Origin of the sequence: Saccharomonospora halophila 8, from assembly GCF_000383775.1 — a bacterium.
GTDB classification, from domain to species: domain Bacteria; phylum Actinomycetota; class Actinomycetes; order Mycobacteriales; family Pseudonocardiaceae; genus Saccharomonospora; species Saccharomonospora halophila.
Window position 1 is genome coordinate 69,148 of record NZ_KB912557.1, and the last position, 17,483, is coordinate 86,630.

General features: G+C 71.9%; 17 protein-coding genes. 3 read left to right on the plus strand and 14 right to left on the minus strand.

The features are described from left to right. Positions 1-9: 9 nt before the first annotated feature. The 9 genes from SACHA_RS0112745 to SACHA_RS0112785 form a co-directional block, all read right to left on the minus strand. On the minus strand, positions 10-1,344 hold the full coding sequence (locus SACHA_RS0112745; protein ID WP_157601683.1) for an MFS transporter: 1,335 nt from the start codon (positions 1,342-1,344) through the stop codon (positions 10-12). A 94-nt stretch (positions 1,345-1,438) separates the two neighbouring features. Next, the gene (locus tag SACHA_RS0112750; protein ID WP_007024111.1) at positions 1,439-1,717 is read right to left on the minus strand and encodes a muconolactone Delta-isomerase family protein; all 279 of its coding nucleotides are present in this window, start codon (positions 1,715-1,717) and stop codon (positions 1,439-1,441) included. 17 nt (positions 1,718-1,734) lie between these two features. Then, positions 1,735-2,439, minus strand: a complete 705-nt coding sequence (locus SACHA_RS0112755; protein ID WP_019810385.1) for an alpha/beta fold hydrolase — start codon at positions 2,437-2,439, stop codon at positions 1,735-1,737. Then, positions 2,436-3,302, minus strand: coding sequence for a class III extradiol dioxygenase subunit beta (locus SACHA_RS0112760; RefSeq protein WP_019810386.1), 867 nt, complete (start codon positions 3,300-3,302; stop codon positions 2,436-2,438). Before SACHA_RS0112760 ends, SACHA_RS0112755 begins: the two co-directional genes overlap by 4 nt. Beyond that, positions 3,295-3,639 (minus strand): protocatechuate 4,5-dioxygenase subunit alpha, encoded by a 345-nt coding sequence (gene ligA / locus SACHA_RS0112765; protein ID WP_019810387.1) that lies wholly within the window; start codon positions 3,637-3,639, stop codon positions 3,295-3,297. The genes SACHA_RS0112760 and ligA overlap by 8 nt, the downstream gene beginning before the upstream one ends. Further along, entirely contained in the window at positions 3,636-4,529 is an 894-nt protein-coding gene (locus tag SACHA_RS0112770) for a bifunctional 5,10-methylenetetrahydrofolate dehydrogenase/5,10-methenyltetrahydrofolate cyclohydrolase (RefSeq protein WP_019810388.1), read from the minus strand. The genes ligA and SACHA_RS0112770 overlap by 4 nt, the downstream gene beginning before the upstream one ends. Then, positions 4,526-5,419, minus strand: coding sequence for a formyltetrahydrofolate deformylase (purU, locus tag SACHA_RS0112775; protein WP_019810389.1), 894 nt, complete (start codon positions 5,417-5,419; stop codon positions 4,526-4,528). Before purU ends, SACHA_RS0112770 begins: the two co-directional genes overlap by 4 nt. Further along, positions 5,416-6,336, minus strand: coding sequence for a methylenetetrahydrofolate reductase (locus SACHA_RS0112780; RefSeq protein ID WP_019810390.1), 921 nt, complete (start codon positions 6,334-6,336; stop codon positions 5,416-5,418). The genes purU and SACHA_RS0112780 overlap by 4 nt, the downstream gene beginning before the upstream one ends. 89 nt (positions 6,337-6,425) lie before the next feature. Further along, on the minus strand, positions 6,426-7,796 hold the full coding sequence (locus SACHA_RS0112785) for an aminomethyltransferase family protein (protein WP_019810391.1): 1,371 nt from the start codon (positions 7,794-7,796) through the stop codon (positions 6,426-6,428). Between the two features lie 321 nt (positions 7,797-8,117). Between SACHA_RS0112785 and SACHA_RS0112790 the strand changes: the two genes are divergently transcribed. The 3 genes from SACHA_RS0112790 (at position 8,118) to ligM (ending at position 11,024) form a co-directional block, all read left to right on the plus strand. Further along, complete coding sequence (locus SACHA_RS0112790) at positions 8,118-8,840, plus strand: PIG-L deacetylase family protein (RefSeq protein ID WP_019810393.1); 723 nt, start codon at positions 8,118-8,120, stop codon at positions 8,838-8,840. Beyond that, a complete protein-coding gene (locus tag SACHA_RS0112795) occupies positions 8,837-9,550 on the plus strand; it encodes a 4-carboxy-4-hydroxy-2-oxoadipate aldolase/oxaloacetate decarboxylase (RefSeq protein ID WP_019810395.1) in 714 nt (237 codons plus the stop codon). Before SACHA_RS0112790 ends, SACHA_RS0112795 begins: the two co-directional genes overlap by 4 nt. Positions 9,551-9,623: 73 nt before the next feature. Then, a complete protein-coding gene (ligM, locus tag SACHA_RS0112800; protein ID WP_019810396.1) occupies positions 9,624-11,024 on the plus strand; it encodes a vanillate/3-O-methylgallate O-demethylase in 1,401 nt (466 codons plus the stop codon). A gap of 126 nt (positions 11,025-11,150) precedes the next feature. Here the strand turns inward: ligM and SACHA_RS0112805 are convergent, their stop codons facing one another. The 5 genes from SACHA_RS0112805 to SACHA_RS21940 form a co-directional block, all read right to left on the minus strand. Continuing rightward, entirely contained in the window at positions 11,151-12,386 is a 1,236-nt protein-coding gene (locus tag SACHA_RS0112805) for a cytochrome P450 (protein WP_019810398.1), read from the minus strand. After that, entirely contained in the window at positions 12,383-13,687 is a 1,305-nt protein-coding gene (locus SACHA_RS0112810) for a cytochrome P450 (protein WP_019810401.1), read from the minus strand. Before SACHA_RS0112810 ends, SACHA_RS0112805 begins: the two co-directional genes overlap by 4 nt. A gap of 34 nt (positions 13,688-13,721) precedes the next feature. Then, positions 13,722-14,777: an ABC transporter substrate-binding protein gene (locus SACHA_RS0112815; protein ID WP_019810403.1), complete on the minus strand. Its 1,056-nt coding sequence runs from the start codon at positions 14,775-14,777 to the stop codon at positions 13,722-13,724. A 5-nt stretch (positions 14,778-14,782) separates the two neighbouring features. Continuing rightward, positions 14,783-15,724 carry an MBL fold metallo-hydrolase gene (locus tag SACHA_RS0112820; protein WP_019810405.1) on the minus strand — a complete coding sequence of 314 codons (942 nt, stop codon included), beginning with the start codon at positions 15,722-15,724 and terminating at the stop codon, positions 14,783-14,785. After that, positions 15,724-17,483 (minus strand): ABC transporter permease (locus SACHA_RS21940; RefSeq protein WP_019810407.1); only part of this gene is annotated, 1,760 nt, incomplete at its 5' end. The genes SACHA_RS21940 and SACHA_RS0112820, both read right to left, overlap by 1 nt.

The following is a 17,483-nucleotide window of genomic DNA, read 5'->3' on the forward strand; positions in this document are numbered from 1 at the left end:
CTCCGCCGCTCAGCGGGCGGCGGGTTCGCGGGCGGGCTCGGCCGTCCCGGCCTCGCCGTGGCCGCCGAGGATCCGCCTGCTCGCGACGAGGATCGCGGTGAGGCTGATCAGCGCGATGACCGCCACGAGCACCGACAGCGCGACCGTGCTGCCGAACTGGGCGTAGAGCGTGGTCGCCAGCATCGGGACGATGCCGCCGCCCACGATCGAGCCGGCCTGGTAGGACACCGACGACCCGCTGTAGCGCAGCCGCACCGGGAACATGCCGGTGATCAGCGCGGGCTGTGGGCCGGACATGACCGAGTTCGCCACGGTGGCCACCAGCAGGCCCGTGAAGATCCCGAGGACGGTCCCGGTGTCCACGAGCCAGAACATCGGGAACGCCCACACGACGGCGAGCGCGGCACCGGCGACGAACGTGCGCTTGCGGCCGAACCGGTCCCCCGCGATGCCCGAGGCGAGCACCATCAGGATCCACGGCACGCTGACGGCCACGATCGTCCACAGCATCGTCGTGTTCGGCAGGCCGAGCTGCTCGGTGCCGTAGGAGACCATGTACACCGACACCAGGTAGCCCAGTGCGGGCGCGGCGATCGAGGCGAGGCTGCCGATCAGCAGCTGCAGCGGCGTCGTCCGGAACGCCTCCACGATGGGCAGCTTCTCGACCTTTCCGGCCTGCTGCACCTTCTGGAAGTCGTCGCTCTCCTCGATCCGCAGCCGGATCACCAGACCCACGACGATCAGCGCGGCGCTGATCAAAAACGGGATGCGCCAGCCCCAGTCGGCGAAGGCGCCCTCGGCCAGGGTGGAGGTCAGCACGAGGTAGACCACCTGGGACAGCAGGATGCCGGAGGGCAGGCCCAGCTGGGGGAACGCGCCGTACAGCGAGCGCTTCTTCGGCGGCGCGTGTTCCACGGCCATGAGCACCGCACCGGCCCACTCACCGCCGACACCCACGCCCTGGGCCAACCGCAGGACGACGAGCAGGATCGGGGCCCACACGCCGATGGTCTCGTAGGTGGGCAGCAGGCCGATCAGGCTCGTGGCGATGCCCATCGTGAGCAGTGAGATGACGAGCATGGATTTGCGCCCGACCCGGTCGCCGAAGTGGCCCATCAGAATGCCGCCGATGGGGCGGGCGATGAAGCCGACGGCGAACGTGGCCAGGGCGGCCAGGGTCCCGCCGAGGTCGGAGAACTCGGGGAAGAACTGGGTGGAGAACACCAGCGTGGCCGCGATGCCGTAGATGAAGAAGTCGTACCACTCGATGGTGGTACCGATATAGCTGGCGAACGCGACCGTGCCCGGCTTCCGGGACGGCGCGGTGGACTGGTTGGCGGACATCATTGCTCCTCGTCGAGCGGGTGTCGAGCGGGGTTCGGGGATGCGTCGTGCCCCCCGCCCGGGTACGGGCGGGCGGCACGACGGTGGGGCGGGGTCAGCCGCGTTCCTGCGGGTGGGTGGCAAGTGCCTCCACGGTCACGTCCATCCACTTCCACATGGGCAGCGACGCGAGCGCGTCGTGCAGGGCGGCCGGGTCGTCGGCCTCGTACAGCCCGACCGTGGCGTTACGGCCGGGAACCCGCCACAGCCGTTTGAGCACGCCCGCGGCGCGCAGCTCGCCGGCGCGCACCCGTTCGGCGGCCTTGAGCTCGTCCCGGGTGGCGTCCGGGGTGTCGGCGGGCAGCCGGTTCTCGGCGCGGACCAGGAATTCCATCGTCTCCTCCGGACGTCTCAGGCGGCGACGGACAGCAGGGTGTCCGCGAGTGCCGCGGGTGCGGTGACCATCGCCTCGTGGCCGGTGGCGACGTGGTGGACCGGCCATCCCCGGTCCGCGGCGCGCTCGGCCTGCGGCCGGAACACCCGCATCCAGTCGGTGCACTCGACGAACACGGCGGGCACGGACGCCGCGGCGGCACCGCAGCGCACGGGTTCGGTGTAGGTCAGCCACGGGTGCGGGGTCAGCCGCGGGGTCAGCCAGTCCAGGTCGGCCTGGTCGGTGACGCCGAGCTTGGCCAGTGACCGCACGGGGATGAGCCACCCGAATCCGGGGCCGGAGACCGATTCGCGGTAGTGCCCGGCCACCGTCTCCGGCAGCAGGTCGAGGGCGGCGTCGCCGTCGTCGGGGACGAACGCGTCCAGGTGGACCCGCGTGCGGAGCCGGTCCGGGACCCGCTCGGCCGCACCGGCCACGACCTGCCCGGCGTAGGAGTGCCCGACGAGCACCACGTCGGTGAGGTCGTGCGCCTCGATCAGCGACACCACGTCCTCGGTGTGCGTGCTCAGCCCCACCGACGGGCTCAGCAGGTGGGCGCGGTCGCTGACCCCGGTGAGCGTGGGCGTGTACACCTCGTGGCCCGCGGCGCGCAGCGCGGGCGCCACCCGTTGCCACACCCAACCGCCGTGCCAGGCGCCGTGCAGCAGGACGAACGTGCTCACGACGGCACCTCCCCGTCCACGCCGGGCTCGGCGAACAGCGCCAGCGCGGCGGCGGTGTTCGACGCGGGCACGTGGTAGGTGTCGTGCACCCGCCGGATCCCGTCGCTCAGCGCGCCGCGCATGATCAGCCACATGATCAGTTCGATGCCCTCGGTGCCCGCGTGGCGCACGTAGTCCTCGCGGGTCAGCGCGGCCAGCGCCGCCGGGTCGTGCTGGATCTTCTCCAGGAACCAGCGGTCGAACTCCTCGTTGATGAGCCCGGCGCGGGCGCCGGCGAGCTGGTGCGACATGCCGCCGGTGCCGAACACGGCGACGTTCGTGTCCTGCGGGAACGACCGGATCGCCCGGCCGAGCGCGCGGCCGAACTCCAGGCACCGGGCCGCGGTCGGCTGCGGGTACTGGATCACGTTGGTCAGCACCGGCACCACCGCGCACGGCCAGCTGTCCCCGGGTTCCGGGTTGTACACCGACAGCGGGACGGTGAGCCCGTGGTCGACGTCGAGCCGGTGCACCGTTGCGATGTCGAAGTGGTCGTCGAGCAGCTCGCGCACGAGATGTTCGGACAGCTCCGGCGCACCCTGCACGGACGGCACCGGGCGCGGTCCCCAGCCCTCGTCGGCCACGTCGTAGGACTCGGCGGTGCCGACCGCGAACGTCGGCACCATGTCCAGTCCCAGCGAGTTGGCGTGGTCGTTGTAGATCACCACGGCCACGTCCGGGGTGTGCCCGGCCATCCACTCGCGGGCGGGGGCGTAGCCGTCGAACAGCGGCTTCCAGTAGTCGTCAGCGGTCTTGCCGTGGTCCATGGCCGCCCCGATCGACGGCACGTGTGAGGTCGCCAGACCCCAGGTGATGTCAGCCAAACTTCCGTCCTCCGGAGCGCATGGCCTCGGCGAACTCCTCCGCGGACATTCCGGTGAACACGCCACCGAGATGCTGCATCGACTTCTTGTCCACCATGGCCAGTTTGAACACGTAGAAGATCGACCCGCCGAGTTCGAGCATCGCCGTCCAGTCGCGGTCCAGGACGGCGCGCTTCTGCTCGTCGGTGAGCCGGTAGGTGTCGCAGTAGGCCTCCTCGTCGGCGAGGAAGCGGTCGCGGTTGTCGGGTTCCATCAGCGATCCGCACATCCGGTTCAGTGCGTATCCCCGCCTGCTCGCCTTCAGGTCGAGCAGGTAGTCGTCGCGGGCGTCGGTCATCGCCCCTCCTTTCCGTCCACAGCGGACACCGGGGCGGCGGCACCGCCCCGGTCCGCCTCGTGCGCCCGCGCGGCCTCGACCGTCTGCGCGAGCAGGGTGGCGATCGTCATCGGCCCGACCCCGCCGGGAACCGGGGTGATCGCCGAGGCCCGCTCGGCGGCACCGGCGAAGTCGACGTCGCCGGTGTTGTCGGCGTAGCCGGCGTCCACCACCACGGCACCGGGTTGGATCCACTCGCCGCGGACGAGCCCGGGACGCCCGACGGCCGCGACGACGAGGTCGGCGGCACGCACATGCTCGGCGAGGCCGTCGGTGCGGGAGTGGCAGTAGGTCACGGTCGCGTCCCGGGCGAGCAGCAGCATGCCGAGCGGGCGGCCGAGGATCGCGCTGCGGCCCAGGACCACGGCGTGCTTTCCGGCGAGCGGAATGTCGTAGGCGTCGAGCAGCCGCAGGATCCCGCCCGGGGTCGCCGACGTGTAGCCGCCCTCGTCGAACGCGGTTTGCGCGAACGAGGTGCGGGTGACGCCGTCGACGTCCTTGGCCGGGGTGATCGCCTCGAACGCGGCACGTTCGTCGAGGTGCTCCGGCACGGGGTGTTGCAGCAGGATGCCGTCCACCCCGGGGTCGTCGGACAGCTCGGTGACGCGGCGCACGAGTTCGCCGGTGTCGATCGTGGCGTCCAGTTCCACCCGGCGGGAGGTGATCCCCACCTTCGCGCACCGGTTGGCCTTCATCCGCACGTAGGTGGCCGAGGCGGGGTCGTCGCCGACGAGCACCGTGGCGAGCACGGGGGCGCGGCCGTGGGTGGCGACGAAGTCGGTGACCTCGTCGTGGAGGTCGTCCAGGAGTGTGCCGGCCACGGCGCGGCCGTCCAGGATGCGCGCGGTCACGGTGTCACCCCGAACACCACGGTCGTGTTGCCGTCCCGGAGCACGCGGTCCTCGGCGTGCCAGGCGAGCGCGCGGGCCAGCACGAGCCGCTCCACGTCGGCACCCTTGCGCTGCAGGTCCCGCACCGACTCCCGGTGCGAGACGCGGACGACGTCCTGCTCGATGATCGGGCCCTCGTCGAGGTCCTCGGTGACGTAGTGCGCCGTCGCCCCGATCAGCTTCACCCCGCGGTCCTTCGCCTTCTGGTACGGGCCCGCGCCCACGAAGGCGGGCAGGAACGAGTGGTGGATGTTGATCACCGGCACGCCGAGTTCGTCGAGGAATCCGCCGGAGACGACCTGCATGTACCGGGCGAGCACCAGCACGTCCACGTTGCCCTTGAGCAGGTTGAGCTGCTCCTTCTCCGCGGCCTCCTTGTTCCCCTTCTCCACGGGCACGTGGAAGAACGGGATGTCGAAGGCGCGGACCTCGTCGCCGAGGTCCGGGTGATTCGACACCACCATCGGGATGCTGATCGGCAGCTCGCCCCGGCGCTGGCGCCAGAGCAGGTCCAGCAGACAGTGGTCCACCTTGGACACGAAGATCGCCGCGCGCTTGCGCTTGCGGGCCTCGACGAGCCGGAACTCCAGTCCGAGCTCCTCACCGAGCCGCTGGTCGAGCACCTCGTGCAGTTCCGGCAGCCGTGCGGACAGCCCGGGCAGGTGGAACACGCTGCGCTGGAAGAACCGCCCACCGGAGGGGTCGCTGGAGGTCTGGTCGAGGGAGACGATGTTCGCGCCGTACTCGGTCAGCGCCCCGGACACGCTCGCCACGATGCCGGGGCGGTCCTCGCCCCGCACGATAAGCCGTCCGTGGTCGGTGTGGTCGGTGTGCTCGATGTGGTCGGTCACCGGTGATCCCTCCCCCCGGGAAGCGAGGCCAGCATCCGCTGCCGCCAGGACTCCGTCCCGGCCAGTTCGTTGAAGGTGAACACGTGCAGTCCGGTGAGGACGTCGGTCCCACCGGTCCCGTCGGTTCCGCCGGTTCCGCCGGTGCCGTCGGCCGCCGCACGGGCGAGCCGCTTGGCGAGCCGGGTCGGGTCGTAGCCGCCGGGGAGCAGGAAGCGCCACAGCATGTTCTGCTGTTTGCGCAGGAACCGGGCCGACTGTCCCAGGCCGATGCCCGCCGAGATCCGCATCAGCTTCCTGCGATTGACCGGGCCGGGCATGCCGACCCGCACGGGCAGGTCGACCCCCTTGTCGGCGAGTCCGCGGGCCCAGGAGACGGTGGTGTCCGCGTCGAAACAGATCTGGGTCAGCACCCGCGTGGCCCGCGGCGCCTTCTGCTTCAGCGCCAGGTCGAGCGCGTCGGTCGGGATGGTGGCGTGTCCCTCGGGGTAGCCGCCGATCCCGACCTCGGTGAACGGGTGTCCCGCGGCGGCCATCGTCTCCAGCAGCGCGTGCGCGTCCTCGAACGCGCCCGCCGGGGTCGGGGCGTCGCCGCCGATGACGAACACCGACCGCACACCCGCGCGGTCGAGGCGGTCGACGACGTCGGCGACGTGCCCGTCGTCGACGAACTGCCGGGCGGGCAGGTGCGGGGTGACGTCGTAGCCGTGTCCGCGCAGCCGTTCGGTGACCTCCAGGGTGCGCTCGATCCCCTTGGCCTCGGTGACGGTGACGGTCAGCGGCACCTCGGTGGGGACGGTCTCGCGCACGGCCTGCTCGGTCCCGGCGAACGGCATCACCTCGTAACTGATGTTGCGGACCAGGTCGGCGAGCCGGGCCTGGCGCCCGCGCGGGCCGGTGGCCTCGGACGGAGTGCTCATGCGGCGCCCTTCGTTGGGTCTCGGGTCGGGTGGGATGGGGTCGGGACTGCGGGGTCGGGGCTGCGGAAGTCGGGGCTGCGGGCGGGGACTCAGCGGCGGTAGGTCTCGCGGACCGCGCGCACGTACGGCGCGGGCGCCACCGTGGCCCGGATCTCGCGTTGGCGGTGCGGTTCGACGGCGGGCTTGGCCGAGTTCGGCTCCTCCCCCCACAGCAGGCGTACCTCGGTCCCCGGCTCGGCGGCCGCGGCGTCGACGGTGGCCAGCGACACGAACGCCTGTTCGTTGGCGATGTAGCCGGCGTCGAGGGACAGTCCGACGTCGGTGCCCCCGGCGCCGCCACTGTCCCCGGCGAGCACCCGGTCGACGTGGAAGAAGGCGTAGCGTGCCTTGGGCAGGTCGAGGTACTTCGCGGGCGTGCCGGGTTCGGCGAGCGAGCGCACGAGGTCGGCGACGTCGTCCGGGTTCCACACCAGCGTCACCTTGTGCCGATGGTCGGCCCCGGCGTGCCGCTGCAGCGCCGCACGGCCGTGGAAGTCGTGGTCGAACCGGACGTTGCGGCCGTACCCCAGGTCGTACGGGGTGAGGTAGTAGTCGGTGATGTCGTCGGTGTGCAGACTGCCGCCGAGGGAGCCGAGCGCGTCGGCACCCAGCCACTCGCGGTAGCCCTGTTCGTCCGGGCCGAACACGGCGGGCACGGCGGTGGGGATCCAGCCGGATTCCAGGTTGGCGGTCGAGTACGCCTTCGCGCCCGCGCGGACGAGGCCGAATCCGGCGCCGACCTCGCGGATCGCGGCGAGCACGTCCTCGCCCTCGGCCCACGGCCCGAACAGTTCGAAGCCGGGCCGACCGGCCATGCCGTGCCGCAGCGCCCGCACCCGGTGACCCGCGACGGTGAACTCGGTGGTGTGGAAGAACGGCACGTCGGGCAGCGGCGCGCCGGTCAGCTTCTCCAGCAGGGCGGGGGCGTTCGGCCCCTGGAGCTCGTAGCGGTAGAACCGCGGCGGTCCAAACGGGCGGTCGGCGGAGTTCTCGTCCCGGTCGAACGTGACGTCGTAGCCGCCGGCCTCGGCCTGGTATTGCAGCCAGTTCGGCACGGTGGGGTGGCCGACGACGTCGAACTGCCCCTCGTCGAGCTGGAACAGGATGGCGTCGCCGACGAAGTGGCCGTCGGCGTTGCAGGCCACGTACTGCTTGGCCCGGCCGGGGGTGAAGTTCGCGAAGCTGTTCACGCCGAAGTCGGACAGCAGCCGCGCCGCGTCCGGGCCGGAGAGGAACAGGTCGGTCATGTGGTGCGACTGGTCGAGCAGCGCGCACGTCGAGCGCCAGGCGTGCTGTTCGGAGCGCCAGTTGGTGAATTCGCCGGCGACGGGGAACGTGTGCGGCCGGGCGGCCGCATCGCGCAGCAGGGTCACCGGCGATCCCACGCGCCGGATCGCGGCTTCGAGGCTCTCGGCTGCCATGACGTCTCCTCCCTGGACCCGCGACCGGGGCCCAAGCCTCGCTGCTCGGAAAGGGAATGAGATCGGACCGGTGTGCGGCCCGTGGGTCAGTGAAGCCCACCACCCGCCGTGTCTCGTCCGGCATCGGAACCGAGTTGACCGCGACAAATGACGCAGACGCCCGCGGCCGCCCCGCCACCGTCCCCGGCGCGGCCACATTCCACCCCCGCCCGCCGGGACGAATGACGTAGCAGGAACGGGCCGCTGCGACGTCACGCCCGGCGGGCACGCGCCCATACGGTGCCCGGTGGAGCTGCCCGAATCGACAAGGAGGGGACGCCGATGAGCTCGTTGCTCGTCATCAGCGCCCACGCGGGGGACTTCGTCTGGCGTGCCGCCGGCGCGATCGCGCTGGCCACCTCGCGGGGACAACGCGCGAAGGTGCTGTGTCTGTCCTACGGGGAGCGCGGCGAGTCGGCGAAGGCCTGGCGCGAGGGGAAGTCGCTCGACGAGATCAAGGACCTCCGGCGCGCGGAGGCCACCGCCGCCGCCGGGGCGCTCGGTGCCGAGATCGAGTTCCTGGACGCGGGCGACTACCCGCTGGTGGACAGCCCCGAGCTCGTCGACCGGATCGTCCGCGTCTACCGCGACGTCGAGCCGTCGGTGGTGCTCACCCACCCGCAGGCCGACCCGTACAACCAGGACCACCCGGCGGCCTGCCGGATGGCGTTGCAGGCGCGGGTGCTGGCGCAGGCGATCGGCTACGACGCCCCCGGCGAACCCCTCGGCGCGCCGCCGGTGTTCTTCTTCGAACCGCACCAGCCGGAGCAGTGCGACTTCAAGCCGGATGTGCTGCTGGACATCACCTCGGTGTTCGAGGCCAAGCGCGCGGCGATGGAGTGCCTGCCCGCCCAGCAGCACATGTGGGACTACTACACCGACCTGGCCACCCGGCGCGGCGTGCAGCTCAAGCGCAACGCGGGGCCGAATCTCGGCCTGCCGCACGCGACGAAGGCCGAGGCGTACATGCGTCTCTACCCGCAGGTCACCGAGGAGCTGGCGTGACAGGAACCCCCGAGACCCGCACCGTCGTGGTCACCGACCCGCCGCGCGCCGACCCCGAGCGGGTCGCCACCCTCGCCGGGTACGGCGTGGCCACCGTCCACGAGGCACTGGGCCGCACCGGCTATCTCGGCCCCGGCATCCGGCCGACGCACCACGGCTACCGCCTCGGCGGCACCGCCGTCACGGTGCTGTGCCGGCCGGGCGACAACCTGATGATCCACGCCGCGGTGGAGCAGTGTTCGCCCGGCGACGTCTTGGTGGTCACCACCACGTCGCCGTCCACCGACGGCGCGTTCGGTGAACTGTTCGCCACCGCGCTGCAGCGGCGCGGGGTGCGCGGGCTGCTCACCACCGGCGGGGTCCGGGACATCGCCGACCTGCACGCGATGGACTTCCCGGTGTTCTCCGGCGCGGTCAGCGCGCAGGGCACGGTGAAGGCCACCCCCGGTTCGGTCAACGTGCCCGTCGTCGTCGGCGGGCAGATCGTGCGTCCCGGCGACGCGGTGCTCGGCGACGACGACGGCACGATGGTCGTGCCCCGCCCCGAGGTCGAGCACGCGCTGCGTGCCGCGCAGGCGCGGGTGGACAAGGAGGAGGCCTCCCGCGCCGCGTTCCGCGAGGGCGAACTCGGCCTCGACCGCTACGGCCTCCGGCAGACCCTGGCCGACCTCGGTGTGCGCTACGTCAGCGCCGAGGAGTACGGCCTCTGAGCCGGACACTCCCCGACCACTCCCCCGACCCGATCCCCCACCGTCAACCACGTCGAAGGAGACGAACGGACCCATGAGCCCGAAGAATCTGCAGGAAGTGCTCGACAACGCGGGCAACACCGTGGACCTGCTGCGCAACTCGCAGCTCGGCGCCTACATCTACCCGGTGGTGCCCTCGGAGTTCAGTAACTTCCGCCGTGAGGTGAAGGCCTGGCAGCGGACCGCGGTGCTGTTCGACCAGACCCACCACATGGTCAACCTGTTCCTCTCCGGCCCCGACGCGCTGCGGCTGATCTCCGAGACCGGGATCAACAGCGTGGCGAAGTTCCCGGTGAACTCGGCCAAGCAGTTCATCCCGGTCTCGCCCGAGGGCGGGGTGATCGGCGACGGCATCCTGTTCCGGCTGGACGAGGAGGAGTTCGTCTTCGTCGGCCGCGCGCCGGTGGCGAACTGGCTGACCTTCCGCGCCGAGCAGGGCTACAACGTCGACCTGCGCCGCGACGAGCGTTCCCCGTCCCGCCCGTACGGGAAGCAGGTCACCCGCGACCTGTGGCGGTTCCAGATCCAGGGACCGAACGCCTGGAAGGTCATCGAGAAGGTCAACGGCGGACCCGTCGAGCAGATCCCGTTCTTCCGGATGGGCCACCTCAACGTGGGTGACGAGCGGGTGCGCAGCCTGCGGCACGGCATGGCCGGTGCCCCCGGTCTGGAGATCTGGGGCCCGTACGAGACCTACGAGAAGGTCCGCGACACGATCCTGGAGGCCGGGCAGGAGTTCGGCATCGAACCGGCCGGTGCCCGCGCCTACTCCTGCAACACGCTGGAGTCGGGCTGGATCCCGTCGCCGCTGCCCGCCGTCTACACCAGCGAGGAGATGCGCCCCTACCGCGAGTGGCTGGGCGCGGACAGCTACGAGGCGGTGAACGCGCTGGCCGGCAGCTTCGTCTCGGACCGGATCGAGGACTACTACCTCAACCCGTGGGAGCTCGGCTACGGCCCGTTCGTCAAGTTCGACCACGATTTCGTCGGCCGGGACGCGCTGGAGCGGATCGACCCGTCGACCCAACGCCGCAAGGTGACCCTGGCGTGGAACCCGGAGGACGCGGGCGAACTGCTGTCCTCCCCGGTGAACCCGGAGGGCCCGGGCTACCAGTTCTTCGACCTGCCGAACGCCAACTACGGCTCGTCGAACTTCGACTCGGTCGTGGACGCGGACGGCAATCAGGTGGGCCTGTCGCTGTTCACCGGCTACAGCGCCAACGAGCGCGCGGCCCTGTCGCTGGCGACGGTGAACCCGGACGTCCCGCTCGGCGCGGAGGTGCGGGTCGTGTGGGGCGAGCCGGACGGCGGCACCCGCAAGTCGACCGTCGAGCCGCACGAGCAGTTCTCCGTGCGCGCCGTGGTCAGCCCGGCGCCGTACTCGGCGATGGCCCGCGAGGACTACCGCCCGGGCTGGCGGACCAACGCCGCCTGAGCGGGGGAGAACCACGCCCGGAGACCCCGGGCGGCCGACGACCGGGGGCGGAGCGGAGCCGGACACCGCTCCGCCCCCGGTTTCCATCTCTCGATCACATCGCTCGCCCGCAACGCGTCTGTTCCTTCAGGGTCGGGGACGCAGGGTGAGGGGTGCCGACACCGCGCCGACCTCGGGCATCCGGGCGCCCTCGATCTCGCCCGCCAGGCCGAAGTCCGCGGTGTCGTCCAGCAGGGTGCGGAGTGCGACGCGGAGGCCGAGCCGGGCCAGCGGCATGCCCGCGCACCGGTGTCGGCCCCGGCCGAACGCCAGGTGTTCGCGGAGGTTCGGCCTGCCGAGGCGGAACGTGTCCGGCTCGTCGAACACGGTCCCGTCCCGGTTCGCCGACGCGTACGGCAGGGTGACCGGTTCCCCCACGGGGATGGTGCGGCCGTGCCGGGTCACCGGGTGGGACACGGTCCGGGCGAACCCCCGGTACGGCGTGTACAGCCGCAGGAACTCCTCCAGCGCCTCCGGCAGCAGCTCCGGGTGGTCCCGCAGCCGCTGTTGCAACGCACGGTCCTCGGAGAGGTGGGTACAGATCGAGCCGAGCACGATCGGCGGCGCGACCATGCCCACCACCAGCGACTGGCGCAGCGCACCCACGATCTGTTCGCGCTCCAGCGGGCGCCCGTCCGGCCGTTCCGCCAGCAGGGAGCTGGCCGGGTCCCGTTCCACCGGCCGGGGTTCCCGCTCCCGGTCGGCCACGAGCTCGCGCGCCAGGTCGTACATGCGCTCACTGTTCCGGTTGACCTCGGCCGGGTCCTGGTCGCGCCAGGCGTTGACCCAGCGGGAGGCGGTGCGGGCCAGCACGGGGGCGACGTCCGGCGACAGGTTCAGCCACTCCACGGTGACCCAGGCGGGGAACCGCGCGCCGTACTCCTGGGCGACGTCGCCGCCGCCCGCCCGCAGCATCGGCTCCAGTTCCCGCCGGGCGTGCGCGGCCAGGGCCGGTTCGAGTCCCTCGACGCGCCGTCGTTGCAGGGTGCGGTCCAGCGCCCGCCGGTACGGCGTGTGGGCGGGGGCGTCGAAGTTCAGCGGCGGCCTGCGCAGGCCGCGCGGGTCGCTGGGCACCACCGCCCGCACCGAGGAGAGGAAGGTGGCCGAATCCTCGGCGGCGGCCCTGATGTCGGTGTAGCGGCTCAACGTCCAGTGCCCGCCGTAGGCGTCGCTGTGCGCCACCGGGCAACTCCGACGCAGCCGCGCGTACATCGCGTGCACCTCGTCCGGGTGCGGGTTCCCGGTCGGGTCGAAGTCGCTGCCGGCGGAAACGGGGTCACCCCCCGCACCGTCGCCGGTGCGGGGGGCCTGGTCCGGGTTCATGCGCCGCGGGCACCTCCCCCGGCGGGGACGAACCGCATCGGCACCGAGTTGGTGCCCCACTCGGCCCACTTCGCCATGACGATCTCCCCGGTGACCGCGAAGTCGTCGGTGCGGGCCAGCGCCTCCTCCAGCGTGGTGGTCAGCATCATCCGCGCCAGCGGCGCCCCGGGACAGCTGTGCACCCCGGCGCCGAACGAGATGTGCTCGGACAGGTTCGGCCGGTCGAACACGAAGTTCTCCCCGTCCGGGAACACCCGTCCGTCCCGGTTGGCCGAGGTGTACACCAGCGCGATCGGCTCCCCGGCCTTGATCAGCCGCCCGTCGAAGACCACGTCCTCGCGGGCGGTGCGCGCCATCCCCCGGTACGGCCCGTAGAGGCGCAGGAACTCCTCCACGGCCGCCGGGATCCGGTCCGGGTTCTCCCGCAGGGTCGTCTGCAGTTCCGGATCGCGGCTGAGGTGCACGAACATGTTGCCGATGAACACGCTCGGCGCCACCATGCCGGTCACCAGGAGCTGGCGCACACAGCCGAGCACCATGTCCGGCGGCAGCGGCTCGCCCTCGTAGGTCGCCTGCGTCAGCGCGGTGGTGAGGTCGGCCTCCGGGTCCATCGGCTCGGCGCGGCGTTGGTCGATCACGTCCTGGGCGATGGCGTAGAGCTTGCCGCTGAGCTGTTTCACCGTCTCGTCGTCCACGGCGATGATCGCGGCGACGTAGGCGGCGCTGATCTCCTTGATCCGGGTGGACAGCTCCCGCGGCAGGTTGAAGAACTCGGCGAACACCAGCGCCGGGAACTTCTGCGCGTAGTCGACGGAGATGTCGCCCGCACCCGCCTCGAACAACGGGGTGAGCTGCTCGACCGCGAGTTGCCGCACCGTCGGGTGCAGGGCCCGCATCTTCGTCGGGGTGAAGAACCGGTTGATCACCCGGCGGTAGGCCGTGTGTTCCGGCGGGTCCAGGTGCAGGGGTGGGCGCCTGCCGGTGAAGGCGAACTTCGGCACCGTGTTCTGCACCGACGTCGTGAACGTGTCCGGATTCCGCAGCACCCGGTTCACGTCGGAGTGCCGGAACAGCGCCCAGAATCCGCCGTCGAAGCCTTCGCTGTGCGCGACCGGACAGTGTTCGCGCATCCCCCGGTAGAGCTCGTGGGCGCTGGTGAAGGTCTCCGGCGCCCTGGGGTCGAAGTCATCGGTCAGCTCGCGGGTGGCCGTCGCGGGGTCCGCCGCGCGGTTGTGGACGCTGTCGTCGGTGCCGTTGTCGGTGCGGTCGTCGGTGCGGTCGTCGGTGGGGTGGGGCGTCATCGGGGTGACCTCCCTGGGGTGGTCCCGGCCGGGTTCATTCCGTGCCGAGCAACTGGGTGATGGCCTTCTCCTGCTCCGGGGAGACGCGTTCCGGACGGGCGAAGCCCTCGGTGAGATTGGTGCCGTACGGTGATCCCGCGCCCGACTCCTCGGCCAGCAGCGTGCTGCCCTCCTCGGACAGCACGAAGTGCGCGAAGAGCTTCGCCGCGTTCGGGTGTTCGGAGTTCCCGGTCAACCCGAGGGCGATCTCCGGCCCGGTGGAGGGCCCGGGCACGGTGGTGTCCACGGGGGCGCCGGAGTCCCGCAGGTTGCGCACGATCGCCTCCACGCCGGGGTGGCCGAGCACGGCCTCCCCGGCGGCGACCGCCTGGGTTCCGGGCACGGCGCTGTTCTGCCAGCTCGGGTTGTTCTCCGCGATGGCGCGCAGGAAGTCGTCGCCGTACTCGTCCCGCATCAGTTGCCAGAACGCGAGATTCGCCGGGGACGTCGCGGGGTCGGCGATGGCGAGCTTGCCGCGGTAGGCCGGGTCGGCGTAGGCCTGCCAGGACGTCGGTGCCTGCGACACGGCGTCGGTGTTGTAGACCATGCTGGTCTGCACGAGGCTGACGACCGGGACGTCGCCGTCCCGTTCCAGGTACTCCTCCGGGTAGCTCCCGGGATAATCCGGGATGCCCGCTTCGGAGACCGGGGTGAGCCAGTCCTTGTCCAGCGCGTCGCCGAAGAACGGTGAGTGGGTGAGCAGGATGGCGTCGCTGGCGGGCGCGCCGGAGTCGGCCTCCGAGGAGAACCGCTGCGACAGGTCGGCCGAGACCAGCCGGACCGGCTCGACCTCGACACCGTAGAGCTCGGTGAACCGGTCGCCGAGCGCCTGCAGCACGGCCTCGTCCGGCACGCCGTACAGCGTCAGCGTGCCCTCCTGCTGCGCGGCCTCGACGAGTTCGCGCAGTTCGGGGTCGGTGACGTTCGCCGTGCCGGACCCGACGGCGGAATCCGAGCCGCAGGCGGCGAGGCCGACCGTGAGCGCGACGCTCGCACCGAGGGCGAGGGCGCGCCGGGCGAGGGACCGGGAGGGCCGGATATGGGGGTGCATTGTCGTTACCTCCACGACGGTGTGGATTCGAGGCGCATCAGGTCTTCGCCGACGAGGACGGTGCCGTCGAATCGCGCGCGCACCGGGGCGAGCCACTGCCGTTCGGACACGCCCGTGCCGGGGACCTGATGACTGAGGACGAGCGTGCCGACCCCGGCGTCGGTGGCGACGCGCCCGAGGTCGTACACGCTGGTGTGGGACCGGAGCAGGTGCCGCCGCAGCGCCGGCCACCGGGTGTTGCCCGACGCGGCACCGGGGCGGAGGAAGTCCGGGTGCAGGACCTCGTGGATCAGCACCTCGGCGTTGCGGGCGAGGTCGACCAGCGACGCGCACGGGGTGGTGTCGCCGGAGACGACCACGGCGGTCCCGGCGTCGTCGGTGACCCGGTACCCGAGCGCGGGGACCGGGGGGTGGTGCACCGGCGCCGCCGTGACGGTCAGCGACCCGACGGTGACCGGCCCGGCCGACACGGCGGTGTCGATCCGCGCCGCGGTGTCGGTCCGTGATGCGGCGTCGGTCCGCGGTGCGGCGTCGGTCCGCGGTGCGGTGTCCACGGGGATCTCCCGTACCCGCACCAGGTCGCGCAGGTCGGTGCGGCCCTCGTCGGCCACGCGGGTGGCGATGTCCTCCGCGTGCGCGGCGAGCAGGTCGCCGACGATCCGGCCGAGCGGCGGCGGCCCGCACACGGTGAGCGGTCGCCGCCCCCCGCTGACCCAGTAGCCCATCAGCACGTTGCCGAGCGCGACGTTGTGGTCGCAGTGGTGGTGGGTGACGAACACGGCGTCCAGCTCGGACAGGTCCCGGCCGGAGCGCAGGATCTGCGACACCACGCCCTCGCCCGCGTCGATCAGGACGGTGGTGCCGTCGTGCTCGACGAGCTGGCCCGGGCCGCACCGGTCGGCGAGCAGCCGCGGCCCGCCCTTGGCGCCGAGCAGCACGGTCCGCATCACACACCCCCGACCCTGGTGTCCACACCCCGGCGGGCGGCACGCCTGCTGTAGGCGAGCACCGCGGCCAGGACCAGCCCGGTGACCAGCACCAGCACCGTGGACAACGACGCCAGCAGCGCGTACGAGCCGCTGGTGAACACTTCGAGAATGCGGAAGCCCACGACCGGGTTGCCGGTGCCGGCGAGGATCGCCGACGCGGTCAGGTCGCCGACCATCCGGATGAACAGCAGCGCCCAGCCCGCGACGAGTCCCGGCATCATCAGCGGCAGGTACACCAGGCGGAAGGTGCGGAACGCGTTCGCGCCGGACACCGCCGACGCCTCGGGCAGCTCCCGGCCCACCCCGCTGACCGCCGCGTCGGCGGCCACCGACGCCTGCGGCAGGTAGAGCGCCAGGTAGCCGACGAGCAGGATGACCAGCGTTCCGGACAGCATGAACGGGGCGCCGCCGAACAGCAGCAGGATGCCGACCGCGATGACCATGTTGGACACCGCGGCGGGCAGCTTGATGCCCGCGTCGATCGTGGTGGCCAGGCGCGTGCGGCGGCGCGCCACGTACAGCGCCACGACCGCGGCGCCGAGGATGCCGACGAGTCCGCCGACGACGCCGAGCAGGAGACTGTTGCCCAGCGCCTCGCGGGTGACGGGGTCGTCCAGGACCGCGTCCCGCAGCGCCGTCAGGCTCAGCTCACCCCAGCCGATGTCCGGGGTCCAGTAGCCGTTCAGCGAGACCAGCACCAGCGCCAGCATCGGCAGCACCGTGGACAGCAGCACGTACCCGGCGATCAGCGCCCGCGCGGGCCATTTCCAGACACCGAGGTCGATGCGGCGGGCACCGCCGCCCTTGCCGCCGACGGTCGCGTGCCGACCGCGCCGCAGGATGCGCAGCTGCAGCCAGTAGGCCAGGCCGACGAACACGATGACGAACCCGCTCAGCCCGACCGCGACCTCGGTGTCCGGCGGGTAGGTGAACGTCAGCAGTTCGACGATCCGCACCGACAGCACCTCGATGTCGGCGGGGGTGCCGACGATGGCGGGCAGGGAGAACATGCCCATGCCGAACCAGATGCTCAGCAGCGCGCCCGCACCGAGGCTGGGTGCGACCACCGGCAGCGTCACCGTGCGGAGGGTGCGCAGGGTGCGGGCACCGGACAGCCGGGAGACCTCCTCCAGCGAGGAGTCCAGGTTGCGCAGGCCCGCCGAGGCGTTCATGAACACGAACGGCACGGCGTAGAACGCGTAGACCATGATCAGGCCGTACCAGCTGTGGATGTCGAACGGCCCGGACTCGGCGGAGACCCCGAAGACCGCGAGCACATCCCGGATCCAGCTGTTGAGCAGCCCGGCGCGGGGGGACAGCAGCATCACCCAGCCGACCGCGCCCGCCACGGGCGGCAGCAGGAACGGCAGCAACGGCAGCGAGTCGGTCAGTGGCCCCATCCGGGCGTTGGTGCGTTCGTTCAGCCACGCCAGGCCGACCCCCACCACGAACGCGACCGCCGTGCTGGCCAGGACGACGAGCACGGTGTTGCGCAGCAGGTCGCCGAGCCCGGGGGTCTGCAGCGTGCGGCGGATCGGGGTCAGGGTGGGGCCGCCGTCGACCCAGAACATGCCCAGCACGACCCGTCCGAGCGGCACCAGCACGACGGCGATCAGCAGCAGCGCGACCCCCAGGCTCACCGCGTCGAACGGCCGGGGCAGGCGGGAGCGCAGACCCCGGCGGCCGGACGGTCCCGGCCCACCCGGCCCACCGGTGT